Annotated in this window: 19 protein-coding genes; 8 read left to right on the plus strand and 11 right to left on the minus strand. The window is 73.0% G+C overall.

The features are described from left to right. Nucleotides 1-501: 501 nt before the first annotated feature. On the plus strand, nucleotides 502-2,448 hold the full coding sequence (locus tag BMY19_RS10205) for a methyl-accepting chemotaxis protein (protein WP_100251631.1): 1,947 nt from the start codon (nucleotides 502-504) through the stop codon (nucleotides 2,446-2,448). Nucleotides 2,449-2,457: 9 nt separating this feature from the next. Here BMY19_RS10205 and BMY19_RS10210 read toward each other — a convergent pair whose 3' ends face one another. The 7 genes from BMY19_RS10210 to BMY19_RS10240 all read right to left on the minus strand — a co-directional run bounded on the left by BMY19_RS10210 (nucleotide 2,458) and on the right by BMY19_RS10240 (nucleotide 9,422). After that, the gene (locus BMY19_RS10210; RefSeq protein WP_170862940.1) at nucleotides 2,458-3,321 is read right to left on the minus strand and encodes a TetR/AcrR family transcriptional regulator; all 864 of its coding nucleotides are present in this window, start codon (nucleotides 3,319-3,321) and stop codon (nucleotides 2,458-2,460) included. 129 nt (nucleotides 3,322-3,450) lie between these two features. After that, nucleotides 3,451-4,254: a pyrroline-5-carboxylate reductase gene (gene proC / locus BMY19_RS10215; protein WP_091676486.1), complete on the minus strand. Its 804-nt coding sequence runs from the start codon at nucleotides 4,252-4,254 to the stop codon at nucleotides 3,451-3,453. Nucleotides 4,255-4,280: 26 nt separating this feature from the next. Next, nucleotides 4,281-4,790, minus strand: coding sequence for a type III secretion system chaperone family protein (locus BMY19_RS10220; protein ID WP_020090942.1), 510 nt, complete (start codon nucleotides 4,788-4,790; stop codon nucleotides 4,281-4,283). A 290-nt stretch (nucleotides 4,791-5,080) separates the two neighbouring features. After that, the gene (locus tag BMY19_RS10225) at nucleotides 5,081-5,365 is read right to left on the minus strand and encodes an accessory factor UbiK family protein (RefSeq protein WP_042673542.1); all 285 of its coding nucleotides are present in this window, start codon (nucleotides 5,363-5,365) and stop codon (nucleotides 5,081-5,083) included. Between the two features lie 148 nt (nucleotides 5,366-5,513). Next, entirely contained in the window at nucleotides 5,514-5,759 is a 246-nt protein-coding gene (locus BMY19_RS10230) for a hypothetical protein (protein WP_020090940.1), read from the minus strand. 133 nt (nucleotides 5,760-5,892) lie between these two features. Next, a complete protein-coding gene (locus BMY19_RS10235) occupies nucleotides 5,893-6,609 on the minus strand; it encodes a PhoH family protein (protein ID WP_012321860.1) in 717 nt (238 codons plus the stop codon). A gap of 413 nt (nucleotides 6,610-7,022) precedes the next feature. Further along, complete coding sequence (locus BMY19_RS10240) at nucleotides 7,023-9,422, minus strand: ATP-dependent helicase (protein WP_100251607.1); 2,400 nt, start codon at nucleotides 9,420-9,422, stop codon at nucleotides 7,023-7,025. 335 nt (nucleotides 9,423-9,757) lie between these two features. Here BMY19_RS10240 and BMY19_RS10245 point away from each other — a divergent pair, with 335 nt between their 5' ends. Next, complete coding sequence (locus BMY19_RS10245) at nucleotides 9,758-13,198, plus strand: AsmA family protein (protein WP_100251608.1); 3,441 nt, start codon at nucleotides 9,758-9,760, stop codon at nucleotides 13,196-13,198. A gap of 96 nt (nucleotides 13,199-13,294) precedes the next feature. Here BMY19_RS10245 and BMY19_RS10250 read toward each other — a convergent pair whose 3' ends face one another. Beyond that, nucleotides 13,295-15,430, minus strand: a complete 2,136-nt coding sequence (locus tag BMY19_RS10250; RefSeq protein ID WP_100251632.1) for a S9 family peptidase — start codon at nucleotides 15,428-15,430, stop codon at nucleotides 13,295-13,297. Between the two features lie 463 nt (nucleotides 15,431-15,893). On the opposite strand from BMY19_RS10250, the gene BMY19_RS10255 reads away from it, so the two are divergent. The 3 genes from BMY19_RS10255 to BMY19_RS10265 all read left to right on the plus strand — a co-directional run bounded on the left by BMY19_RS10255 (nucleotide 15,894) and on the right by BMY19_RS10265 (nucleotide 18,898). Further along, nucleotides 15,894-17,591 (plus strand): porin, encoded by a 1,698-nt coding sequence (locus BMY19_RS10255; RefSeq protein ID WP_100251609.1) that lies wholly within the window; start codon nucleotides 15,894-15,896, stop codon nucleotides 17,589-17,591. A gap of 137 nt (nucleotides 17,592-17,728) precedes the next feature. Then, entirely contained in the window at nucleotides 17,729-17,956 is a 228-nt protein-coding gene (locus BMY19_RS10260; RefSeq protein WP_020090935.1) for a hypothetical protein, read from the plus strand. 93 nt (nucleotides 17,957-18,049) lie between these two features. Next, complete coding sequence (locus tag BMY19_RS10265; protein WP_170862941.1) at nucleotides 18,050-18,898, plus strand: DUF6456 domain-containing protein; 849 nt, start codon at nucleotides 18,050-18,052, stop codon at nucleotides 18,896-18,898. A gap of 6 nt (nucleotides 18,899-18,904) precedes the next feature. Here the strand turns inward: BMY19_RS10265 and BMY19_RS10270 are convergent, their stop codons facing one another. Together BMY19_RS10270 and BMY19_RS10275 are read right to left on the minus strand one after the other, a co-directional pair. Then, nucleotides 18,905-19,333 (minus strand): SufE family protein, encoded by a 429-nt coding sequence (locus BMY19_RS10270; RefSeq protein ID WP_020090933.1) that lies wholly within the window; start codon nucleotides 19,331-19,333, stop codon nucleotides 18,905-18,907. Nucleotides 19,334-19,413: 80 nt separating this feature from the next. Next, nucleotides 19,414-20,505, minus strand: a complete 1,092-nt coding sequence (locus BMY19_RS10275; protein WP_170862942.1) for a sensor histidine kinase — start codon at nucleotides 20,503-20,505, stop codon at nucleotides 19,414-19,416. 359 nt (nucleotides 20,506-20,864) lie between these two features. Here BMY19_RS10275 and BMY19_RS10280 point away from each other — a divergent pair, with 359 nt between their 5' ends. From BMY19_RS10280 to BMY19_RS10290, 3 genes are all read left to right on the plus strand, one after another. Then, nucleotides 20,865-21,167 carry a DUF3761 domain-containing protein gene (locus BMY19_RS10280; protein ID WP_100251610.1) on the plus strand — a complete coding sequence of 101 codons (303 nt, stop codon included), beginning with the start codon at nucleotides 20,865-20,867 and terminating at the stop codon, nucleotides 21,165-21,167. Between the two features lie 115 nt (nucleotides 21,168-21,282). Continuing rightward, nucleotides 21,283-21,957: a helix-turn-helix domain-containing protein gene (locus BMY19_RS10285; protein ID WP_020090930.1), complete on the plus strand. Its 675-nt coding sequence runs from the start codon at nucleotides 21,283-21,285 to the stop codon at nucleotides 21,955-21,957. Continuing rightward, a complete protein-coding gene (locus BMY19_RS10290; protein WP_020090929.1) occupies nucleotides 21,932-23,230 on the plus strand; it encodes a DNA-packaging protein in 1,299 nt (432 codons plus the stop codon). The genes BMY19_RS10285 and BMY19_RS10290 overlap by 26 nt, the downstream gene beginning before the upstream one ends. 412 nt (nucleotides 23,231-23,642) lie before the next feature. On the opposite strand, the gene BMY19_RS10295 is transcribed toward BMY19_RS10290, so the two are convergent. Then, the gene (locus tag BMY19_RS10295; protein ID WP_234081909.1) at nucleotides 23,643-23,885 is read right to left on the minus strand and encodes a hypothetical protein; all 243 of its coding nucleotides are present in this window, start codon (nucleotides 23,883-23,885) and stop codon (nucleotides 23,643-23,645) included. Nucleotides 23,886-23,929: the final 44 nt, after the last annotated feature.

Consider the following 23,929-nt stretch of genomic DNA (forward strand, 5'->3'; position numbering starts at 1 on the left):
TCGATCGAATCGCGGCCGACGAGCTTCAGGCCGTCGCCATGTCGCCCCGAAGGTCGGAACTGTAGCGCGGGTCTTCCTGCCCGATGTCAGCAACGCGGGCCGGACCGTGCCGCAATGCAAGTGCATCGCCCGCGTGATCCAGCGCGAGCGTGTACCGCGGGAAGTCTCGACGCCGCTCGGCAGCGGACACGCGCAGGGCGAAGCTTCCGGGCGGACCGGGAGGCGCCGTCAGAACTGATCCATCGCGACGAGAACGCACCGATTGCCGTTTGCGCGCGCAGCCCGGCAGGTTTGGTCACCTCGAGCGCCCGAGATATCGGGTCTGTCTCTAAGTATTGTCGTCTATCATCTATAATACAAGTTGAACTTGATCGCGCGACACGATGTTGTCATGATCGTATCGTCTATCGTAAGGCCGAAAGTCTGGCCTCTTCTGTGGAAGATACGTCTGTGAGAACTGGGATACGCGCTCGTCTCTACACGGGATTTGCGATGCTCGTCATGATCACGGGCATCATCGGCGCATTCGCGATCTACCAGCAGGCTGTCATCGGCGCGGACCACGCGCTTCAGGAGCGCGTGGAGCGGGGGGCGCAATCGGTCCTGATGATCGACGGTCACGCCGCACGCCTCGTCGGGACGGCCGAACGGTACCGGCTCCAGCCGGATCCCGACCTGATCGCCGCGATGGAGCAGGCCCGACAGGCGATCGAGCAGACCTGCGACCGGTACTTCTCGCTGGCCATGACGGACGGGGGGCGGAAGCTCTACGACGACGTGCGGGAGGCCGCCCGCGCGATGAAGCCGGAGCTGGAACGCCTCGCGGCGTCGGGGGCGAGCCTGCGCGAGGCCAGGACGAAGCTCTACGAGACCGGCAACGCGCTCACCACCCTTCTCGCGAGCCTGCTCGCGGACGTGCGCGCCCGGGCCGGCGAGACGATGCTCGCGCGGGTCGAGCACGTCGAGAACGCCGTCCTGCGGTCCCGCATCGCGTCGGCCCGCTTCGTGATCGGCCTGGACGCACAAGACCGCGACGCCTTCGAGCAGCGGGTCGAGCAGGCTCTGGCGACCCTGGACGCGTTCAAGGACGCGCAGGGCGGCGCGGTCTTCGGGCAGCAGGTCAGGGCCGTCCGCGACGCGCTGATCGCCGCCGCGGCCGGCTTCCGCACGTACGATCGGGCGGTGGCGTCGGCGAAGGCGACGTTCGAGACCGGGATCAAGCCCCACGCCGACGCGATCGACCGGCTCGGCATCGCGCTGCGCGACCGGATCGTGGCCGCCGGCGAGACGATTTCCCGGGAGACCGCCCTGGCGGCGAGGCGGGCCCGGTACATCCTGATCGGCCTGGTCGCCGCGGCCCTGCTCCTCGGGGGCGTCCTGGCCTTCGTGCTGGCCCGCAGCGTCATCCGACCGGTCGCCGGCATGACGGAGGCGATGACGCGGCTGGCCGAGGGCGATCTTCACGTCGCGGTGCCGTACCGCGCGGCGACCGACGAGATGGGCGCGATGGCCAAGGCCGTCGACGTCTTCCGCCAGAACGCGGTCGCGCGGGCGGAGCTCGAGGCGGCGCAGGCCGCCGAGCGGGAGGCCCGCCTGCGCCGGGCCGAGCGGGTCGAGCAGCGTGTCCACGCCTTCCAGGCGAAGATCGCCGCCTCGCTCGACATCGTCACGGCGGCGACCAGCGAACTCGACGCGACCGCGCAGGCGATGACCCGGGTGGCCGACAACACCAACAGCCAGGCCGTGACGTCGAGCTCGGCCGCCGCCCAGACCTCGGCCAACGTCCAGACCGTCGCGGCCGCCGCCGAGGAGATGGTCTCCTCGCTCCAGGAGATCGAGCGGCAGGTCGTGCGCTCGAACGCGGTGGCCGGTCACGCCGCCCACGAGGCCGAGGCGACCAACGCCGCCATGGCGAGCCTGCACGCCGCCGCCGAGCAGATCGGGGCCGCCGTGATGATGATCTCCGGCATCGCGAACCAGACCAACCTGCTCGCCCTCAACGCCACCATCGAGGCGGCGCGGGCCGGCGAGGCGGGACGCGGTTTCGCCGTCGTGGCCTCCGAAGTGAAGGAGCTCGCTGCCCAGACGGCGCGGGCGACCGAGGAGATCGGCGGCCAGATCGCCGCGATCCAGGCGGCCTCCGGGCAGGCCGCGGAGGCGATGGCGCAGATCGCCCGCACGATCGCCTCCGTGAACGAGATCAGCGGCGCCATCGCGGCGACGGTGGTGCAGCAGACGGCGGCCACCGGCGAGATCTCGCGCAATGCCGGCGAGGCGGCGCGGGGGACGGAGGGCGTCTCGGCCAACGTGGCGCGCGTGCTGGCCGCCGCCCGGGAGGCCGGGAGCGCCGCCGCGCAGGTTCAGAGCGCGGCGGCCGAACTGGCGACGCAGTCCCTGACGGTCAAGCGCGAGGTCGACAGCTTCCTCAGCGACATCCAGGCCGCGTGAGCGACCGGTCTAGATGGCGGCAGCGGGGTCGCTCTCGTCACCGTCGCCGTCGCGGCTCCGCCGGTCGCGCGGCCGCCGGTCCAGGAACGAGCGGCCGATGGCGCGCAGGGGCGCCGTCAGGCGGCGAACGTCCTCGGCCCGCTCCATGATGCGCTCACCGTTGCGGATCTCCTTGTCGAGCCGCGCCATCGTCCGGGCGAGCGCCGGATCGTCGTCGTCCAGCCAGACCTGGGTCACGCGGGCGAAGGCGATGACCACGCCCTGCAGCTTGAGCTGCCCGAGCGACCCCTCGGTGTCGATCCCGGCCGCCGCCAGCATGTAGCGGTGCGAGTTCAGCATCACGCCGTTCAGCGCCAGCATCGAGAGCGGCTCGCCCCGAAGCGCGTAGGCGATCCGGCGCAGCGCCGGCTTGTAGGGCTCCATGGCGTCGAGGCGGCGCATCAGCACGTCGAACAGCCGCTCGCGGGTCGGCTCCTCCTCGAGACCCGTGAGATCGCCCTCCAGAACCTTGCGGTCGATGATGCGGGTCAGCCCGCCGAGGACCGCCCCCTTCGACGGGAACAGGTCGCGCAGCTCGGCGAGCGTCAGGCCCGCCTCTCGGGCGATGTCGCTGACCTCGATGTCGTTCCAGGGCTGCTCGGCGGCGAGGCGCATCAGGGCCTCGACGGCGGCCTCCCGGGGCGACAGCTTCGGCGCGCCGCCCTGCTCCCCCGAATCGGCTGTCCCGGTCTGGCCGCTCCCCCGCGCCTCGCTCTCCTGCGCGACGCTCGCGTGGGCAGCGCTCTCTCGGGCAGCGCCTTCCTGCGCGTCGCCCGCCTTGGCGGGGCTCGCGGCCTTGCGGGGCCGCTTCGAGGGGGCTTTGCTGTCGGTCATGGATCGGTCGCCCGGTCTGATCGGTCGTGTGGCCTCATGTAGGCGGGCGGGCCGCGAAGGGCAGGTCCGTCGCGCGGCCATGCCGCACGGGCGCCGCCCGATGTCAGTCCCCGATGCCGACGCCCGATGTCAGCCGGACAGTTCCCCCGCCCGCCGACGGGCCGCGGCCACGGCCTCGCGCATCAGCGCGCCGAGGCCGTCCTCCCGCATCAGCACGTCCAGGGCCGCCGCGGTGGTGCCGCCGGGCGACGTGACGTTGCGGCGCAACTCCGCCGCCTCGGCCGGGCTGGCATCGAGGAGCGCGCCGGCTCCCGCCACGGTCGCCCGGGCGAGGCGGCGGGCAACGTCGGGCTCCAGGCCGGCCGCGATGCCGGCCTCCGCCAGCGTCTCGGCCAGGAGGAAGACGTAGGCCGGTCCGGAGCCCGAGACCGCCGTCACGGCGTCGATCTGCGCCTCGTCGGCGAGCCACGCCACGGCGCCGTTGGCCGCGAACAGGGCCTCGGCGGCCGCCCGCTGCGCGGGGGTGACCTCCGAGCTCGCACAGGCACCGGTGGCGCCCCGGCCGATGCTCGCCGGCAGGTTGGGCATCGCCCTGACGATCGCCCGCGCCCGCGGCAGCCGGCCGCGGAGATCCGCGACGGTCTTGCCTGCCAGGATCGAGACGAGGAGCGTGTCGCGGCCGATGAGCCGATCGAGCCCGGGGGCCGCCGTGTCCAGGCCCTGCGGCTTGATCCCGAGGACCAGAACGTCGCCGGGCTCGGGATCGGACGGGTTCAGGGCGATGCCCCGCTCGGCGCAGAGATCCACGATCGGGCGCACGGGTACCGGGTCGATGATGGTGGTGCGGCGGGGATCGAGGCCCGCCTCCAGCCAGCCCGCCAGCATCGCGCCGCCCATCTTGCCGGCCCCGGCCAGGACCAGGGAGGCGGGCATCCGCGCCGTGGAGGCGCCGGGGGCGGTCACGCCTCGCCTTCGGTCTCGAACAGGACGGCGTCGAGGGCCTCGCGGGCGCTCTTGCCGGCCCAGAGGACGAACTGGAACGCCTGGAAGTAGCGCTCGCAGGCGTCGACCGCCGTCTTCATCATCGTGGCGCATTGCGGGTGGGTCGGGACGGCGCCGCCGGTCAGCAGGAGCGCGTGCCGGAACATCACCACGCTGTCGGTCGTCCAGAGGTCGAAATGGCCGACCCAGAGCTGCTCGTTGATCAGCGCGATCAGGCGCATCACCTCGGTGCGCTGCCGCTCCGGCACCTTGAGGTCGAAGGCGCAGGCGACGTGGAGCGCCTCGACGTCCTCGATCCACGTGAAGGCGACGTTGTAGTCGGTCCAGCGACCGGGGCTCGTGACCGACATCTCGTCGGTCTCGGCCCGGTCGAAGATCCAGTCGCGCAGGGAGGCCAGCCGCTCGACGACGTCGAGCGGATGCTCATTCCGGTCCGGGTCGTGGAAGTCGACGTTGAGAAGCGGCATGACGATCCAAAAGGACGACCCGGACGAGATCCGGCCCGACGTGGCGGTGACGCGAAACCGGAGCGCGAGAACACTCCGAGAACTGGAACGACCGGCAGATCTAGGCCGGCGGTGACGCGATCGACTGTCGAAGCTCTGCGGACATCGCCCCGCAGCCCCCGAATCACCCTATGCCCGACTATAGACCGGCCGTGACTCGCGACACAAAGTGCAGGTCACATTCAGTGAACAGGAAACCGGATCGTCGACGCCGCTTCCTGTGTAAAAGCCCGCGGCGTTGCCGCGGAGACTCAGACCACCTCGCTCAGGCCCGCGGCGCCCGCTCCGGCGCTCCCGGATCGCGTCTCCAGGGCCGCCACGCGGGCCGTCAGGGCCTCGTTCTGCGCCTGGAGCTGGGTCACGAGGTCGCGGAGCACGTCGAGCTCTTCGCGGGAGGCGATGTCGAGGTCGCGGACGACGCGCTCGAGCTGCGCCCGGACCACGGTCTCGGCCTCGCGGCGGACGCCCTGGGCGGCGCCGGCGGCGTCCGTCATGAGGCGGGCGAGGTCGTCGAACAGTCGATTGGAGGGGGGCATCGGGGTCTCCCGGATCGGCCGGCTGCCGCGGCGGCCGCCTGACGGCGCGATTCGAGACGACGAGATAGGAATCTTCGGAACGGGGAGCAACGCCCGGTTCCGGCCGGGCGAGCGGAGCGGGGCCGGAAGACCCCACTCCGCCGTTCAATCACATGCGGTGCATGCGGCGGTGCATGCGGTGATGCATCATCCGGCGCTCCATGCGGCGGTGCATCATGCGCCGCTCCATGCGGCGATGCATCATGCGCCGCTCCATGGGAGTCATCCGGACATGCGTCACCGCGTCGGGCGCCGACACGGCGCCGGGCATCGCGGGGGCGGCCGAGGCCGGCTGGACGAGGGCAGCGCCGCCGAGCGAGGCCAGCACGGCGAAGGCGAAGGTCAGTTTCCTCACGAGGAGACTCCAGTTCTCTGAAGGCCGGGCTCGGCGCCCGGTTCATCCTCCCGAAAGGGAGGTGCGGAGAGTCGTCTCGTGCCGGGGGACGGCACGGCGGGTCTGCGAGGACCCGCCGCCATCAACTTCCGATTTAGAGATTCGTTTCCTCGAACGCCTTCACCCACTCGGCGCAGATGCCGGAGCGGACGATGTCGTTGCGGGTGAACTCCACCACCGGGATCGGCATCATCCGGCTCTTGACCATGTGCATGACGGTGCGCAGGCCCGAGGTCTCGCGGAGATCCGTCTGCGAGACGTCGCCGTTGATGATGACCTGGCAATCGTCGCCGATCCGGGTCAGGAACATCTTGATCTCGTTGATCGTCGTGTTCTGCGCCTCGTCGAGGATCACGAGGCAGTTCTTGAAGGTTCGGCCGCGCATCACCTCGAAGGGGACGATCTCGATGTCGCCGGTCTTCAGGGCGATCTCGAAGGCGGCGGCGCCCATGCGCTCCTTCATGGCCTCGGTGAGGGGGGCGACCCAGGGGGCGATCTTCTCTTCCAGGGTGCCGGGGAAGTAGCCCAGCGACCGGCCGGAGGGCACGTTCGGGCGGGTGATGACCACCTTGGCGATGCGGCGCTGGCGGAGCTGGTCCGCCGCGCGGGTGCCGGCGATGAAGGTCTTGCCGGTGCCGGCGGGCCCCAGGACGATGACCTGCGGCGAGCGGGCGAGGGCGTCGAGGTACTCGGCTTGGCGTTCGGTGAGCGGCTGGATGGGAGCGAGATTGCGTTCTTCGTCGAAGCGTGTGCGATGAATGCGGGACGTGCGGTCTTCAACCAGTTCAAGTCGTGCGCGGCGTCTCTTCATGGATGTACACTCCAACGGGACTTGCCAACCTGGATCTGTTTCTGAACTGCCGTTTACCTGCTTGCTCCCGGTTCTACTCGCTTGCGGAACTTAATACCGGCCCAAGGCCGAAGGTTCCGCCCCGCGCTCGTCCGCCTGTGGAGAGCGTCACGACGTTCCGTGCGCGGCCGAATACGCGATGCAACTGGCGCACCAGTGCGATTCGCGCCCGACGATTGCGCGCCGGGTGTGACTAAGGGGTGACGGTCGGTGAAGGGGCTTCGAAAAAGCCGCGCGGCTGGCGCGGATGCATCAGGTTCGGGACGGTGGTGTCGCGGTAACGCGGCATCCGGCACGGTCGCGATCCTCCCCGCCAGCGCGGGCGAAGCCGGCCGACCCTGCCGCCCTGACACGTCCGGGCTTGGTCGGCGGGACTAGCTCGATCCGGCCTGGACAAAGCTGTCGAGGACCATCTTCCGGCCGGCCTTGTCGAAGTCAACGGTCAGCTTGTTGCCGTCGACCGCCGCGACCGTTCCGGGGCCGAACTTGGTGTGGAAGACCCGCTGGCCGCCCTGGAAGGCCGAGGGCGCGCCCGTCGACTTGGCGATCAGCTCGCCCTCGATCTGGCGGGGACCGCCGGACTGGCCCCCGGACCGGCCGCCCGGGCCCGCCGAGCGGAAGCCGCTTCCGGACCCCGATCCGAACCCGGACCGGCCGCCCGGCGCGGTGTTGGCCTGCGCGCGCTGCCAGCCCGGCGTGCCGTAGCTCGATCCGAACGGCGTCGGGTTGCGGTCGAACCGCGAGGCGCCGGCGGAGAAGTGCGCCGGGGCCTCGACCACGTCGACCGCCGTCTCGGGCAGCTCGTCGATGAACCGGGACGGGATGGTCGAGGACCAGAGGCCGTGGATGCGCCGGTTGACCGCGAAGGACAGCTTCGCGCGCTTGCGCGCCCGGGTCAGCCCGACATGGGCGAGGCGCCGCTCTTCCTCCAGGCCCGCCCGGCCGCTCTCGTCGAGCGCCCGCTGGTTCGGGAACAGGCCGTCCTCCCAGCCGGGGAGGAACACGGTGTCGAACTCGAGCCCCTTGGCGGCGTGGAGCGTCATCAGCGAGACCCGCTCGGCGCCCTCCGCCTCCGAGGCCTCCATCACCAGGGAGACGTGCTCCAGGAAGGCGGCGAGGTCGGGGAACTCCTCCATGGAGCGGACGAATTCCTTCAGGTTCTCCAGCCGGCCGGCGGCGTCGGCGGAGCGGTCCTTCTGCCACATCTCGGTGTAGCCGGACTCCTCCAGGATGGTCTGCGCGACCTCGCTGTGCGGCTGCGTCTCCGCGAGCCGCGCCCATCGCGAGAAACTCTCGGTCAGCGCCCGCAGGGTCGAGCGGACCCGGGGCTTCAGCTCGTCGGTCTCGCACAGGCGCGCGGCGGCGATGCGCAGAGGCAGCCGGTTGGCGCGGCCGTAGGTGTGGAGCTGCTGCAGAGTGGCGTCGCCCAGGCCGCGCTTGGGCGTGTTCACGATCCGCTCGAAGGCGAGGTCGTCGCTGACGTTCACGGTGGCGCGCAGGTAGGCCAGCGCGTCGCGGATCTCGGCGCGCTCGTAGAAGCGCGGGCCGCCGATGACCCGGTAGGGCAGCCCGAGCTGGACGAACCGGTCCTCGATCTCGCGCATCTGCGCCGAGATCCGCACCAGCACGGCGATCTCCGACAGGGGATGCTGCTTGGACTGGAGGGACTCGATCGACTCGGCGAGCATCCGCGCCTCCTCTTCCGAATCCCACGCGCCCGTCACGGTGACGCGCTCGCCCGGCTCGTCGTCGGTGCGCAGGGTCTTGCCGAGGCGGCTCTCGTTCCTGGCGATCAGCCCGGAGGCGGCGGCAAGGATGTGGCCCGTGGAGCGGTAGTTGCGCTCCAGGCGCACCACCACCGCGCCCGGGAAGTCGTGCTCGAAGCGCAGGATGTTGTCGACCTCGGCCCCGCGCCAGCCGTAGATCGACTGGTCGTCGTCGCCGACGCAGGCGATGTTCTTGCGGGATTGCGCCAGGAGGCGCAGCCACAGGTACTGAGCGACATTGGTGTCCTGGTACTCGTCGACCAGGATGTAGCGGAACCGGTCCTGGTAATTGGCCAGGACGTCGGGGTTCTCCCGCCAGAGCTTGAGGCAGAGCAGCAGGAGATCGCCGAAATCGACGGCGTTCAGCGTCGCCAGCCGGGCCTGGTAGGCGGTGTAGAGGGCGCCGCCCTTGCCGAATGCGAAGGCCGAGGCCTCGCCCGGAGGCACCTGCTCGGGGCCGAGGCCGCGGTTCTTCCAGCCGTCGATGGCGTGGGACAGGGCCCGGGCCGGCCAGCGCTTCTCGTCGACGTTCTGGTCGGCGATGACCTGCTTCATCAGCCGGAGCTGGTCGTCGGTGCCGAGGATGGTGAAGTCGGATTTCAGCCCGACCAGCTCGGCGTGGCGGCGCAGGATCTTGGTGCCGATGGCGTGGAAGGTGCCCAGCCACGGCATGCCCTCGCCGGCCGGCCCGATCAGCGCGCCGATCCGGTGCTTCATTTCCCGGGCGGCCTTGTTGGTGAAGGTCACCGCCAAGATGTCGAAGGGGCGCGCCCGGTTGGTGGCGATCAGGTGGGCGATGCGGGTGGTCAGCACCCGGGTCTTGCCGGTGCCGGCCCCGGCCAGCACCAGGACCGGGCCCTCCGTGGTCTCGACGGCGCGGCGCTGCTCGGGGTTGAGCCCCTCGAGGTAGCCGGCCGCGTCGCGCCGGAGGGCGCCCATGGCGCGGGCGGCGATGGACGTGGCGGGCGCGCCGTCCCCGGCGGGTTGCGGATGCGGGCGGTTCTGCATCCTGCTTCCCTGGACCAAATCGCGAACGGCGTCGAGGCCGTTCGCGCCGCGGCGGGGGCGCGGAGCCATTAAGCGCGGCTGTCCGCGCCGGGGTGATCCGCGTCCTTCGGGCTGGTCGCGTTCCGCGGCCGATCGCGCGATCCATAGGCCGCGGGCCCGGGATGCCCGAGGAACCTCGCGCGTGCCCCGACCGCCGCTCGGGACCGTGGCATCGCCGCTGGCGCCCCCGGCGGCTTATCGTGCTATGGCCGTGGCGACTGACTCGCGGGGGCACGCGGGGCACGGCGGCCCGGTGAGGTCGCGGCCTCGCGCAGAGATGGTGCGGAACGGGACCATTGCGTGATCTTCTGACCGCGCTGGCGTGCGCCGTCATCCTGGTTCTCGTGGCGGCGCTCGCAGTCCCGCCCTTCGTCGACTGGCAGGCCCATCGCGGGCTCGTCGAGCGGGCGCTCGCCCGGTCCCTGGGCGTTCCGGTCCGGACCGACGGCCGGATCGAGGTCCGCCTGCTGCCCTCGCCGCGGCTGCGCGTCGACCGCCTCCACCTCGGCGCCGATCCGGACCGCCCGAGCCTGGATGCTCGGTTCGTCAAGGCCGAGATCGCCCTGGCGCCGCTCCTCAAGGGCGAGTTCCGCTTCACCGAGACCCGGATCGGCCGGGCCGAGATCAAGCTCCCGGTCGCCGGCCCGGACACGCTGAAGCTGCCGCCCGATTTCGGCGGGGCCCTGCGCGACCGCGACCTCGCCATCGAGAACCTGCACATCCAGCAGTTCCTCGTCACCACGCAGGTCCCCGCCACCGGGCGGACCGACCAGCTCTACGTCCAGGACCTGCGCCTGCAGGCGCCGGCCCTGGTCGGGCCCTGGCGGATCGAGGGGACGAGCGGCGGCGTCCCGTTCCGGGCGGTCAGCGGCACGCCGGGACCGGACGGGCGCCTCGCCGCCAAGATCTCCGGCGGCGGCGACGCGATGCCGCGCTTCGAGGCGGACGCGCGGTTCGGCCTCGTCCCCGCCGAATCCGGCGGCGCCCAGGTCGAGGCCGAGGGCTCCGCCCGCCTCGTCGTCGGGCCGCCGACCCAGGCGGCCGGCGCCTACCTGCCGTTCTCGCTGGCCGGCACCTTCAAGGCCCGGGGCACGCAGGTGCGCTTCGAGGCCGTCGACCTCGCCATCGACCCCGGCGGCCGGGCCCTGCGGCTCGGCGGCACCGGACGGCTCGACCTGCGCCAGTGGCGCGCCGGCCTGACCCTGGACGCCCGCCGCCTCGACCTCGACGCCTTCCTGGCCTCGGCGGAGGGGCAGAGCCTGATCGCCCGCGGCCTGCCGCGCTCGGCCGGCAGCCTGCCGGCGATGCTCGACCTCGACCTCACCGTGGGCAGCGCCGTGCTGGGCGGCGAGGAATGGTCGAACCTCGCCCTCACCGGCACCCTGGAGCGGGCCGGCGGCCTGCTGCTGCGCCGCTTCGCGGTGACCGGCCCGGCCGAGTCCACCGTCACGGCGAGCGGGCAGGTCGAGACGGCGCCGCTGCGCTTCTCCGGCCCGGTGGCGCTCGCCGCCCCCGACTCGGATGCGCTCGGCCGCTACCTGCGCCGCCTCGGCGCCGAGGGGCCGCTCGTCGCGCTGCTCGACGGGCGGAAGATCGAGGCCGCCGCCGACCTGTCGGCCGCCGGGACCGGCCTATCCCTGCGCAACATGCGCCTCGGCCTCGGGCCGGCGCGGATCACCGGGAACGCCCGCTACACCGCCGCCGAGGGCGCCGAGCGCGGGCGGTTCGAGGCCCAGATCCGCGCCACCGGCCTCGACATCGCCGGCCTGCCGCCCCTCGGGACGACCCTCGGCACCCTGCGCGACACCGACCTCGCCCTGACGCTCGAGGCGAAGGACGTCCGGTTCGGCACCGCGGGCTCCGGTACCGGCACGATCGCGGCGCGGATCCAGTCGGACGGCGCCGGCCTGACGGTCGACAGCCTCGACGTCACCGACCTCGCCGGCGCCAGCGCCCGGCTGTCCGGGCAGATCGGCGCGGACGGGACCGGCCGCGTCTCCGGGCGCCTCAAGGCGCCGGCGGCGGCGCCGCTGCTCGGCCTGCTCGAGCGGGTCTGGGTGGGCGAGATCCGCCTGCTGCCCGCCTTCCTGCGGGACGCGCCCCTCGACCTCGCCGTCACCCTCGACCGGGAGGGCGGCGCGGCCGCGGCCCTGCGGACCCAGGCCCGGGGCAGTGCCGGCGGCGGCACCCTCGACCTGACGCTCGCGAGCCGCGGCACGCGGATCGAGGGCGGCGCTGCCACCCTCACGGCGCCGCGGGCGGGGGCGTGGTTCGGCCGCACCGACCTCGCCGGCCTGCAGCAACCTGCCGAGCTGCGCCTGACAGCCGAGCGGCCGGAGGGCCAGACCCTCGCCCTGACGGCGAACGGCACGGTCGCGGGCCTGCGCCTCGGTACGGGCCGCCCGATCCTGGTCGGTCCCGACTTCGTCCCCACCGGCGGCACGCTCCGCGCCGAGACGGCCGATCTGGCGCCGTTCCTGACGCTGGCCGGCGCCGCGACCCTGGCACCGGGGGCGTGGCCGGCCGACCTCACCGTCACGCTGTCGCGGCAGCAGGGCGAGGCCGCCGCCGCGCTCGCCGGCACGGTCGCGGGCGCGGGGGTGAACGGGACGCTGCTGCGGTCGGCAGGCGGTGCCCTTCACGGCCGCCTCGCCCTCGACCGGCTGTCGATCCCGCAGCTCGCGGCCGCCCTGGTGATCCCGCCGGGGGCGAACGGCGCGTTCGGCCCGCCGGCCGTTCATCCGGCCCTGTCCCTCGACGCCCGCGTCGCCAGCCTGGATCTCGGCCGCGGCCTCGTCGCCACCGACGCGACCGCTGCCCTCGGCCTCGCCGACGCGGGCCTGATCCTGCGCGACCTGACCGGCAAGCTCGCCGGCGGCCGCTTCGCGGGCTCGGTGACGATCGCCCGGCTCGGGGCCGGCGCCTCGGTCTCGGGCTCGGGCAGCCTCGACGGCGCGGCGCTCCCCACCCTGGCCGGCGGCACGTTCGGCGGCCGCCTGAGCGCCGACCTGCGCTTCGCCGCCACGGCCGAGACCCTGCCGGGCCTCGCCGACAGCCTCTCGGGCAGCGGCGCGCTCACCCTGACGGACCTGAGCCTGCCCGCGGCCGATCCCGCGGCGCTCGGCCGCGCTCTCGCCCGCGCGGCCGAGATGGACGACCCGCTCCGCGAGGGCCGGCTCCAGGCGCTCGTCACCGAGGAACTCGCCCGGGGCGGAGCGCAGGCGCGCGGATCCACCCGGGCCGCCGCCACGATCGTGGGGGGCGTGCTGCGGGCCGGGCCGTTCGACCTCGATCTCGGGCCGGCCCGCTGGGTCGGCACCGTCGGCTACGACCTGCGCGCCGGGCGCCTCGACGCCCGCGGCACGCTCGCGGGCGGCCCGGTGCCCCGCGGCTGGAATGCCGGGCCGCCCGCGGTCCAGTTCGGCCTGACCGGGCCGCTCGGCGCGCCCGAGCGGGTGCTCGACGTCGGCACCCTGTCGAACGGCCTCGCGGCCTTCGTGCTGCAGCGCGAGCTGGAGACGATCGAGCTGACCGAGGCCGACCAGGTGGAGCGGCAGCGCCGCCGCGCCCGGATCGAGATGGATCGGGCCCGCGCGGCGGCCCTCAAGGCCGCGTCCGAGAAGGCCGCTGCGGACAGGACTGCCGCCGACAAGGCCGCCGAGGAGGCGGCGAGGCGGCCGCGCAACCCGGAGGAGGGTGCTGCCCAGCCACCGGCGCCGGCCGAGGCCCGGCCGTGAGGCCGGCCGCGTCCTGAGGGCGGGGGTGGGGCTGGCCAGCGTGACGGCCTCAGGCGCAGCACCCCTTGGAGCGCCGCGCCCGCACGGGCGGCGGCTCTACGCCTTCCCCACCGCCATGAGCGCGAAGGCGTAGATCAGCGCCACCTCCTCCAGCCGGTCGAACCGGCCGGCGGCGCCGCCGTGGCCGGCCTCCATGTTGATCCGCAGGAGCACCGGCCCGCCGCCCGTCATGGTGGCGCGCAGCCGCGCGACCCACTTGGCCGGCTCCCAGTAGGTCACCCGCGGGTCGGTCAGCCCGCCGAGCGCCAGGATCGCCGGGTAGTCCTTGGCGGCGACGTTGTCGTAGGGCGAGTAGGACAGGATCGTCCGGAAGGCGGCCTCGCTCTCGCCCGGGTTGCCCCATTCGGGCCATTCCGGCGGCGTCAGCGGCAGCTCCGCGTCGAGCATGGTGTTGAGCACGTCGACGAAGGGCACGTCGGCGACGATGCCGGCGAACAGCTCCGGCGCGAGGTTGGCCACAGCCCCCATCAGCATCCCGCCCGCCGACCCGCCATGGGCGACGATGCGCTTCTCGGACGTGTAGCGCGCGTCGATTAGAGCGCGGGCGCAGGCGATGAAGTCCGTGAAGGTGTTGGGCTTCTTCTCGCGCTTGCCGTCGAGGTACCAGCGCCAGCCCTTCTCGGTGCCGCCGCGGATATGGGCGATCGCGTAGACGAAGCCGCGGTCGACGAGGCTCAGGAGGTTCGTGCGGAACGCCGCCGGCATCAGCGTGCCGTAGGAGCCGTACCCGTAGAGCAGCAGGGGCGCGCCGCCGTCGAGGGCGAGGTCCCGGCGGTGCAGCAGCGAGATCGGCACCTGCTCGCCGTCCGGCGCGGTGGCGAAGAGCCGCCGGGTCACGTAGGCGGCCGGGTCGTGGCCGCTCGGTACCGCCTGCCGCTTGCGCAGGAGCCGGGTTCGGGTTGCGCAGTCGTAGTCCCAGGTCTCCGACGGGGTCGTCATCGACGAGTAGACGAAGCGGATCGTGGCCGTGTCGAAGGCGAGCCCGGCCCGCAGGCCGAGGGAGTAGGCCTCCTCGGCGAAGGCGACGACGTGCTCGGTGCCGTCGGCGAGGTCGCGCACCACGATCCGCGGCTTGGCGTTCTCGATCTCCAGCCGGACCAAGTGGCCGGCCAGCAGGTGCAGGTGGCGGATCATCACCCCGGGCCGGTGCGGCACAAGGTCGGTCCAGTTGGCGCGGCCGGGATCGTCGAGCGGCGCGGTGACGATCTTGAAGTCCTCGGCGCCGTCCGCGTTGGTGCGGATGAACAGGCGGTCGCCGCGGTGCTCGACGCCGTAGATCAGCAGCGGCGTGCGCGGCTCGACGAGGCGCAACGGGGCGTCCTCCGCGTGCCGGTCGAGCAGCCGGACCTCGGAGGTCTCGTGGTCGCTCACCGTCACGTCGAGGAAGGCGCCGGACTGCGTCTTGCCGATGTGGACGAAGTAGCCGGCATCGGCCTCCGTGTAGACGGTCTCGTCCTCGCTATGCCCAGTGCCGACGCGGTGGCGCATCACCTTGGCGGGGCGGTGGTTGGCGTCCACCGCCACGTACCAGAAGCTCGCGCCGTCCGCGGCCCAGACCGCCTCGCCGGAGGTCGCCTCGACCCGGTCGTCGAGATCGAGGCCGGTGGCGACGTCGCGCACCCGGATCGTGTAGAGTTCCGAGCCCTTGGTGTCGGCGCTCCAGGCGAGCCGGGCGTGGTCGTCGGAATGCACCGCGGCGGCGATCTCGAAGAACGGCAGGCCCTCACCCTCGCGGTCGCCGTCGATGAGGATCGTCTCGTCCGGGTCCAAGCCCGACTCGGGCACGTCGGGTGATGTGGCCGGCCGCCGGCAGATCAGAGGGTGCTGCCCGCCCTCGCGGTGGCGGGTGTAGTAGGCGAAGGGCCCGTCCGGCTCGGGGACGCCGCTCTCGTCCTCCTGGATCCGCCCGCGCATCTCGGCGACGAGCTGCCGCCGGAGCTCCGCGCTCCCGGCGAGCGCCGCCTCGGCGAAGGCGTTCTCGGCGTTCAGGTAGGCGGCGATGTCCTCCGGCAGCGCGGCCGGGTCCTTCAGGACCGTCTGCCAGTTCTCGGCCTTCAGCCACGCGTAGTCGTCGGTGATCTCCTGCCCGTGGACGCTGAAGCGTCGCGGCCGGACCTCGGCCACCGGCGCGCCGGTCCTGTGAGCGAGCAAGCCGTGGCCGATCTCCGTCATCATCTCTCCCGTCGGGTCCCGTCGCGCGCGGGTGTCGCGTCCGGGTGAGGGGATGTGTCCCGCCGGGCGCGCGGATGCAAGGCGTCCGGGGGCGCGGCCGGGGCGGGCGGCGCTATCGCCGGCCGGGACGGCGCGGTCGCGGGACCGGGGCCGATCCGTTGCTTTCCGGCATCGGTGGCGCGGGAAACGGTCCGGCCGACGACGCGATCCGCCGGCGCGGACCCGCGCCGGAGCGGCGTCGGGAGCCGCGCCGGGGCGGCCCGATCGTGCGGTCTCGGCGAAGGCCCCGAACCCGCCAGGGACTTGGCGCAGCGGCCGATTTCGGCCTCAACGCGGCACCGGAACGCCGCGGGTGCGTCACAGATCCTGACAAGTCGAGCCGAGCACAGACCTGAGAAAATCGCTCTGGGATTATCCGGCTCCGCGATCCGTCCGACATGAAGGGGGACTTGCGGATGGTGGAATGGCCGATTCGATGCATGTTTTGTGTGCGGAGTACCGGAAACATCGTGCGAAGCGGGGGACAACGGGCGTACTGGCGGGTGTTGCGGGGTTGCTGAGTCTGCCGGTGGAGGCGGCGGAACTTCCCGATCGGCGAAAATCGCAGCTCATCGAGCACGTGCGGATCTGCTCGGCCTACGGCCAGGCTTTCTTCTTCATCCCCGGCACCGATACCTGCCTGCGCCTCTCCGGCCGCGCGCGCTACGAGTACGCCTACCAGCCTTCCTACAGCCGTTCGGGGAGCGCGACCGCCACCCCGGGGGATTACAGCGGCTACCAGGGCCGCCTCCGGATCAACCTCGACGCCCGGTCCCAGACGTCCTACGGCACCCTGCGCGCCTTCCTCCGCCTCGACGCCGGGAGCCGGACCGGTTTCGCCACCATGCATGCCGGCGCGCTGAACCGGATCGGCGGCGCCTTCCCGGCCCTGGGCGTCGATCAGTTCGGGCGGGCCCAGCAGCAGTTCAACGTCGACAAGGCCTTCATCCAGTTCGCCGGCATCACCGCCGGCCGCGCCTCCTCGTTCTTCGATTTCTACGCTCACGACTTCGAGTTCATCGTCGCCTCCATCGGCTCGGACAATCCCTCGACCAACCTCGCCGCCTACACGGCGACGCTGGGCAAGGGCCTGTCCGCATCGCTGTCGATGGAGGACCCGGTATTCCGCCGCACGCCGGTCTACGCGTCCCAGAACGCCGCGGCCTCGGCGTTCCCGAATCCCGGCGCGATCCTCTCGCCCGGGAACCCCGTCGCCCCGGTCTTCGTCGGCTACGACGCCGCCGGCCGCCCGACCGGGGTGGGCTTCGTGGACACGGTCCAGCGCAGCCGCATGCCCGACATCGTCGGCGTCCTGCGCTCCGACCAGTCCTGGGGCTCCGCGCAGCTCTCGGGGGCCGTGCACGAGGTCAACCACGGCCTGCTCAGCAGCGTCTCGTTCGCCGGCACCAACCTGGGGGCGCCCGTCTCGGTGGGCAATAACCGCACCCCGGGCGGCGCGGCCTCCGCCCTCGGCTGGGCCGTTCAGGGGGGCGTGAAGATCAACCTGCCAGCGATAGCGACCGGCGACACGCTCTACCTGCAGGGCGCCTACGGGGAGGGCACCGCCCTGTATACCGGCCTGCCGGCCTATAACGGCCCCTGGGCGCAATCGGCCACCGCGGTGCAGGGGGCGGCCTTCTCCCAGTTCTTCAGCGACGGCGTGATCAACCCCTTCACCCAGCGCCTGGAGCTGTCGACGAGCTACTCGTTCACGGCGGCGATGCTGCACTACTGGACGCCCGCGGTCCGCTCCGCCTTCTTCGGCTCCTACGGCGCCCTGAGCTTCGCCCGCGGCGCCCGCGCGGCGCAGGGCGCCTATTTCGGCGTGACCGGGACCGGGCCGGGCACCCCTGGCACGCGGTTCTTCGACCTGAGCCAGGTCCTGCGGGACAGCTACCGCTTCGTGGTCGGCGGCAACCTGATCTGGTCGCCGGTGAAGGAGTTCGATATCGGCGTCGAGGCGATCTACACGCGCTACGGGCCGCAGAGCGGCCGCATCCTCGACCTGGGCCGGTACCCCAACCAGAACGCGGCCTACGTCAACAACCTCGCCAACCCGGTCTCGACCGCCCGCCACGTCGACGTCATCCAGGTCCGCGCGCGCGTGCAGCGGGACTTCTGAGGGCGGCTGCGGATCCGGGGTGATCCAGGAGGGCGGGCGGCGATGCCGGCTCGGCCGGGAGCCGGTTCCGGCCTGGGGCGTTGAACCGCGGGCCGTGGCGTCGACCATGGTCGCCGGTTCGATCCCGAGGTGCCGACATGGACGCGATCCCCGATCCGCAGCCGGATCCGCAGGACGATCACCCCGCCGCTGACCTGGAGCGGGTGAACGACATCCTCGCCGCCTGGGCGGCGCGCTCCGCCACCGAGAGCGCCGCGCTGATCGACCGGTTCGAGGCGATGGGCTACGAGGTCCGCGGCAAGTCGGAGGGCGAGATCGCCGACATCCTGCACCGGCCGCCGACGCGCGCGGCCGTCGCTAGATAGCTGTGGGTTGTAGGTAAAAAAGCCTTGACCTTCTGATTTTTCCTGGGACACTGGAGGCTTCGCACGTCCGTCGTAGCACACACGGAACAAAACATGAACATGCGAGTGAAGGGCGGCCGTTCCGCCTCCGCGGGGACGCGTCGCCGCGGCGCCGCTCCGGGGGATCTCCCGGCGGAGGCGGGGCGCTTGCTGGCGCGGCTCGGGGAGCCCGGCGCCTACGCGCGGCCCGACCCCCTGGTCGAGGACGCGCTGGTCGCCCGGCGCGGCGGCGACGGGATCTCGGTGGGGAGCGGCCGCTTCGCGGCCACCTCCGGGCGCGCCCTGGCGGCGGCCGATCTGGCGACGTGGAACGCGGCCGGCACACGCCTGACGATCAGCGAGGCCGGGCGGGCGCGCCTGCGCCGGGAGGCCCGGCCGGGCGACCTCGCCTTCGCGAACCAGCACCGCGACCTCGCCGTCGTGGAGGGCGGCGCCGGGCCGACCCTGCGCAACGCCGCCGAGAACCCCCTGGCCTGGATGGTGCGCCGACGCGACCGGGACGGCGCGCCGCTCATCGACGCGGCCGCCTTCGAGGCCGGGGAGCGGCTGCGGCGGGACATGACCACCGCCGCCCTGCTGCCGCGGATGGGCGCGGATCTCGGGGCGCCCCGGATCGACGGTGGCGGCCCACGCGACCCGGCCTCCGCGGCCGACCACGTGATCGCGGCCCGGCAGCGGGTGCGCGGCGCCCTCGACGCGGTCGGGAGCGACCTCTCGGGCCTGCTGATCGACCTCTGCGGATTCCTCAAGGGCCTGGAGCGGATCGAGGCCGAGCGCCGCTGGCCGGCCCGCTCCGCCAAGGTCGTGGCCCGCATCGCCCTGGGGCGGCTCGCCGAGCATTACGGGCTGGAACGGGAGGCGACCGGTCCGGACCGGGCCCGCCTGCGCCTCTGGCGCGGGTGAGGCCGCTCAGGCCTCGGCGGCGAGCCGGACCGCGTCGCGGTGGATGCGCTCCGCCATCGCCCGGACGCCGTTGGAGCGCTTCGACGTGACGTGGGCGCCGAAGCGGAGCTGCCGGAACAGGTCGAGGCCGTCGGTCTCGGCGGCCTCCTGGGGCGTCTTGCCGGTGTAGAGCGCGATCATCAGCGCCACGAAGCCGCGGACGATGAACGAGTCGCTGAAGCCGTGCAGGACGAGGCGCGGCGTGCCGTCCGCCGGCTCCGCCCGCGTGTCGATCCAGACCTGGCTCTCGCAGCCGTGGACGCGGTTCGCCTCGGTCCGCTCCGATTCGGGCATCGGCGGCAGGGCGCGGCCGAGCTCGATCAGGTACTCGAGCCGCATGTCGTCGTCTTCGACGATCTCGAAATTCTCGATGATGGTGTCGATGGGAGGGAGCATGCTCGGCCGGGTCCGGAAAGGTCTGGGCCGCTATAGGCCGGCCGCGCCGTTGTGGCGACGGGGTCCGGCGCCGCGGGCGCTCATGGCGCGCCGGGGCGCGCCGGCGGCAGGGTCAGCCACAGGGGATCGCCCGGGCTGGCATCGCCCGCCACGCTGATCTCCGCCTGGGCCGCGTAGGCGGCGATGAGGCGGGGGCCGAGCTTCGGGACGTTCGGTCGGCCCGACTCGGCCGTGTCGCTCACCTTCGAGACGATCGAGAGGCGCAGCGGCGCGGCGGCCTCGATGTCGATGGCGATGGCGCAGGCGACGTGCTCGGCGGTGGCGTCCAGGCACTCGGCCACGATCTCCGCGACGATCATGCCCAGGGCGTTGGCGGTGCGCGGCTCCACGAGACCGTTCCCCGAACCGCCGACCTGGACGCCGATCCGCCCGGCCCGCCGGAGCTGCCCGAGCCCGGAGGCGAGGCGGTGCAGGTAGTCCTTGAGGTCGATCGACGCGATGTGCGGCGCCTCGTGCAGGTGCTGCTGCACCAGCGCGATCGCCCGGACCCGCTGGCCCAGCGCCTCGAAGCTGCCGCGGCAGGGGTCGGGGGCCGCCCGCCCGTAGAGGCCGATCAGGCTGACCATCACCTGGAGGTTGTTGCGGACCCGGTGGTAGACCTCGGCCAGCAGCGCCTCCTTCTCGGCCAGCGCGTGCTCGATGTGCTCCTCCGCGTGCTTGCGGTCGGTGATGTCGAAGCAGGAGCCGAGATAGCCCTGGAACCGGCCGTCCTCCACGAGGGGGCGGGCGGTGTCGAGCAGCCAGCGGTACTCGCCGTCGTGCCGCCGGAGGCGGAACTCGACGGTGAAGGGCGCCCGCGCCTCGAACGCCTCGGCGACGATCCGGGCGTGCCGCTCGAAATCCTCGGGATGCAGCCCGCTGCGCCAGCCCAGGCCGAGCTCCGCCTCCAGGGGGCGCCCGGTGAATTCCAGCCAGCACTCGTTGTGGTGGATCGCGTGACCGGCCTCGTCCGAGCGCCACATCATCAGCGGCACCACGTCGGCGAATCGCCTGAAGCTGTCGCTGAGGGCGGCGGCTTCCGCGGTGCCCTGCGCCGGGCCCCGACCAGGATCCCCCGCGGGGCCGTTGCCCAGCGGGTCTTCCGCGCCGGACCCTGGTGGCTCACCGACCATTCTGTACCCGATTCACTCTGACGAACTGCGTGAAAGGCGACGCCTGCGTGCGGATGGCGCCGGTCAACGTGTCGACCGGACGGCCGTTCCGGTCCTGAACCGCGTTCAGATCTGCCATTCACCGGGACATTAGCGGCAATACCTTTCGAGCCCGTTCAGCATCCCGCCGACATGCAGGGCCGCACCGGGCGCGCGGACGCGGCGGAGAGCCGGTCGGACGACCCCGGCCGAGGTCCGGCCCGCGCGCAGCCCGTGACCCGCGCGCACAACCTGTAGCTGGCTTCTGGATAACCACAGATAGTTCGTGACGCCCCGATCCGGTTGTGTCTCTTGGCAGATGATACAACCTTGAGGGTGCCGTGCTGCCTGTCCTGACCGCGACGAACGCCGCCCGCTGGCCGGTGTTCGCCGGCCTCGTCCTCCTCGGCCTGTCGGGCGGCGCCGTCGCCCGGCCGTTCTCGGAGCCCGACGACCGGAACCTCGACCGCCACGGCCACTACCGCAGCCGGGACGGGTCCGACGTCCACCGGCCGGCCAAGAGCCTCGACGGCAGGAAGCCCGCGGGCGCCACGGCCAAGTGCCGGGACGGCACGTGGAGCTTCAGCCACACCCGTCGAGGCACCTGCTCGGGTCACGGCGGCGTGGCGCACTGGGAGGGCTGAGACCGGACTGTGCCTTAAGTCCTATATCGCCCGAGAAATAGGAATTTGCGCTTGACACCGGCGCGCTGCCGGGGTATCAACCAGGCACGGTCGAGACGTGTGCGGAGAGACCCCGATGTGGCCACCCCCTCCCAGCAGGGCGGACAGCCGCGCCGAGGCCCTGACGCTCCTGCGCGAGACCGACCTGACGTGCGACGCGATCGCGGCCCGTCTCGGCGTCCACCCGAAGACCGTGCACACCTGGAACGCCCGGGCCGGCTGGCCGAGGCCGCGGCAGCACCGGCCGCGGCTCCTGACAGGGCGCTGGCCGGCGGCGCGCCGGGCCGCCCTGATCCGCCTGCTGTGCACGCCGGGCGCCGATCCCGGCGACGTCACCGAGATCCTCGGTCTCGGCCGGCTCGACCCGGCGATGATGGCCACGGCCTTCGGGGCTGACCTGCCGCCGGCGGTCACCGGTCGCGGCGACCCCGCGGCCGACCCGGCGACCCTGCGGGCGCGTCTGCGCGCCCACATCGCCCGGCAGATCGCCGCCTTCGACGCGGCTCTGAGCGGGGCGGGGGCGGGCGCGGGCGACTCCGCCCGAATCCTGCGCGACCTCGGCGGCCTCAAGCGGCTCCTCGACACGGTGGATGCGGAGGGCGCGCGCGGCGCCGCGGGGGAGGGGGGCGATGGCACCGGACGCGACACTGGACGCGACACCGAACCCGACACCGAGCCCGACCTGCCCGCCCTGCGCGCGGAGATCGCGCGACGCGTTGCTGGCTTTGTCGGCGGCGGGGCGGCTGCCTGACTTCCTCGAGACGCTGCCGCCGGACCTCCTCCGGGCGCTCGCGGGCGACTGGCTGCACCAGGCCCGGCCGGACCAGCTGCCGCCGCCCGACGCGGCGCCCTGGACCACCTGGGCGGTGATCGGCGGCCGCGGCAGCGGCAAGACCCGCACCGGGGCCGAGTGGGTCGACGCCCTCGCGCGCGGCGACCCGGCCTTCGCGGGCGCGCCGGTCGGGCGGATCGCCCTGGTGGGCGAGACCCATCTCGACGTGCGCGACGTGATGGTCGAGGGGCCCTCCGGCCTCCTCGGCCTGCCGGCGCGGGGACGGGCCCGGCCCGCCTGGTCGCCGAGCCGCCGCCGGGTGGAGTGGAGCAACGGCGCCGTCGCGCTCGCCTTCTCGGCGGAGGAGCCCGACGCGCTGCGCGGCCCGCAATTCGGCGCCGCGTGGTGCGACGAGGCCGCCAAGTGGCGCCGGCCCGAGGCGGCCTTCGACATGCTGCAGTTCGGCCTGCGCCTCGGCGCCCGGCCGCGCAACCTCGTGACGACGACGCCCCGGCCGGTGCCGCTGATCCGCCGCCTGCTCGCCGACCCGCGCACGGTGGTGAGTCGTGCCCGGACCCACGACAACGCCGCGCATCTCGCGCCCGACTTCCTCCAGCAGGTGGTCGGGCGCTACGCCGGCACGCGGCTCGGCCGGCAGGAACTCGACGGCGAGCTCATCGCCGACCGGGACGACGGCCTGTGGACGCGCGCGGCCCTGGAGGCCGGCCGCCTCGCCGCGGCGCCCGATCTCGGGCGGATCGTCGTGGCGGTGGATCCCCCCGCCGCCTCGGGCGCGCGCTCGGACGCCTGCGGGATCGTGGCGGCCGGGCGCGCGGGCGGGCACGCCTACGTGCTGGCCGACGCGAGCCTCGCCCGCGCCACCCCGCAGGCCTGGGCGGCCGCGGCGCTGGCGCTCTACCACCGGCTCCGGGCCGACGCCCTCGTGGTCGAGGTCAACCAGGGCGGCGAGATGGCCGCCGCCGTGCTGGGCCAGTGCGACCCCGCCGTGCCGGTGACCCGGGTCCACGCCACGCGGGGCAAGTACCTGCGCGCCGAGCCGGTCTCGCTGCTCTACGCCCGCGGGCTGGTCCACCACGTCGGCGCCTTCCCGGCGCTGGAGGACGAGCTGTGCGATTTCGGCCCGGACGGCCTGTCCGGCGGGACCTCGCCCGACCGGCTCGATGCCCTGGTCTGGGCGCTCACGCACCTGATGCTGGAGCCCCGGGCCGAGCCCCGGATCCGGCGGTTGTGACAGCGGTCGCCGGAAACAATTCGGCGCGCTTCGGGTGAAGCGCGCCGGAGTCGGTTCGTGGTCTCTGGAACGAACTGCATGCTGTATACACAATGTCGTGCGCCAAATCTGTAGCGATCAGGCCACGGCACGCGGTCCTGAGCTGGGAATCCCCACCGTAATTCTCCGTATTGCGCGGCGACGGCGGGCGGATTGAGCGGCGCATCTGTCGGGTTGATCCCCGCCGTCCTTCCCGGGCGCCGCGGCCCGCCTCCGATACCCGAACCGTCGTCGCTGCCCGACCCCGGCACATCGGCATGCCGGGTCCTTGGGCGTGCCGGGTTCCTGGGCGTGCCGGGTTCTTGGGCGTGCCGGGTTCCTGGGCGTGCCGGGCTCCTGGGCGTGCCGGGCTCCTGGACGCCCGAGCGGTCGCTCAATCGCCGCCGCCACCGCCATCACCGCCGCCGCCGCCGTCGCCGCAGCTGCCGCCGTCGCTGCCGTGGCAGCCGCCATCGCCGAAGATCGCGCCGCCGTCGCCGCCGGAGCCCGAATCGTAGCTGAGGGAGCCGGAGCGGCGGGGCCCCCGGGAGCGCGTCGCGGAGGGCATGAGGCAGCGGAGGAAGGGGACGAGCGCGATGACGAAGATCGCGAGTTCGAGGGCCTGCTTCCTGTCCATCGGAACCTCCATCGGTTCGTCGGTCCGGACAGTCTAGCACAGGT

Source organism: Methylobacterium sp. UNC300MFChir4.1, from assembly GCF_900110155.1.
GTDB lineage: Bacteria > Pseudomonadota > Alphaproteobacteria > Rhizobiales > Beijerinckiaceae > Methylobacterium.

Coding starts and splice junctions, on each gene's coding strand:
- BMY19_RS10205 (WP_100251631.1), top strand. CDS start 502: ATGATCACGGGCATCATCGGCGCATTCGCGATCTACCAGCAGGCTGTC.
- BMY19_RS10210 (WP_170862940.1), bottom strand. CDS start 3,321: ATGACCGACAGCAAAGCCCCCTCGAAGCGGCCCCGCAAGGCCGCGAGC.
- proC (WP_091676486.1), bottom strand. CDS start 4,254: ATGCCCGCCTCCCTGGTCCTGGCCGGGGCCGGCAAGATGGGCGGCGCG.
- BMY19_RS10220 (WP_020090942.1), bottom strand. CDS start 4,790: ATGCCGCTTCTCAACGTCGACTTCCACGACCCGGACCGGAATGAGCAT.
- BMY19_RS10225 (WP_042673542.1), bottom strand. CDS start 5,365: ATGCCCCCCTCCAATCGACTGTTCGACGACCTCGCCCGCCTCATGACG.
- BMY19_RS10235 (WP_012321860.1), bottom strand. CDS start 6,609: ATGAAGAGACGCCGCGCACGACTTGAACTGGTTGAAGACCGCACGTCC.
- BMY19_RS10240 (WP_100251607.1), bottom strand. CDS start 9,422: ATGCAGAACCGCCCGCATCCGCAACCCGCCGGGGACGGCGCGCCCGCC.
- BMY19_RS10250 (WP_100251632.1), bottom strand. CDS start 15,430: ATGACGGAGATCGGCCACGGCTTGCTCGCTCACAGGACCGGCGCGCCG.
- BMY19_RS10255 (WP_100251609.1), top strand. CDS start 15,894: ATGGCCGATTCGATGCATGTTTTGTGTGCGGAGTACCGGAAACATCGT.
- BMY19_RS10260 (WP_020090935.1), top strand. CDS start 17,729: ATGGACGCGATCCCCGATCCGCAGCCGGATCCGCAGGACGATCACCCC.
- BMY19_RS10265 (WP_170862941.1), top strand. CDS start 18,050: ATGAACATGCGAGTGAAGGGCGGCCGTTCCGCCTCCGCGGGGACGCGT.
- BMY19_RS10270 (WP_020090933.1), bottom strand. CDS start 19,333: ATGCTCCCTCCCATCGACACCATCATCGAGAATTTCGAGATCGTCGAA.
- BMY19_RS10275 (WP_170862942.1), bottom strand. CDS start 20,505: ATGGTCGGTGAGCCACCAGGGTCCGGCGCGGAAGACCCGCTGGGCAAC.
- BMY19_RS10285 (WP_020090930.1), top strand. CDS start 21,283: ATGTGGCCACCCCCTCCCAGCAGGGCGGACAGCCGCGCCGAGGCCCTG.
- BMY19_RS10295 (WP_234081909.1), bottom strand. CDS start 23,885: ATGGACAGGAAGCAGGCCCTCGAACTCGCGATCTTCGTCATCGCGCTC.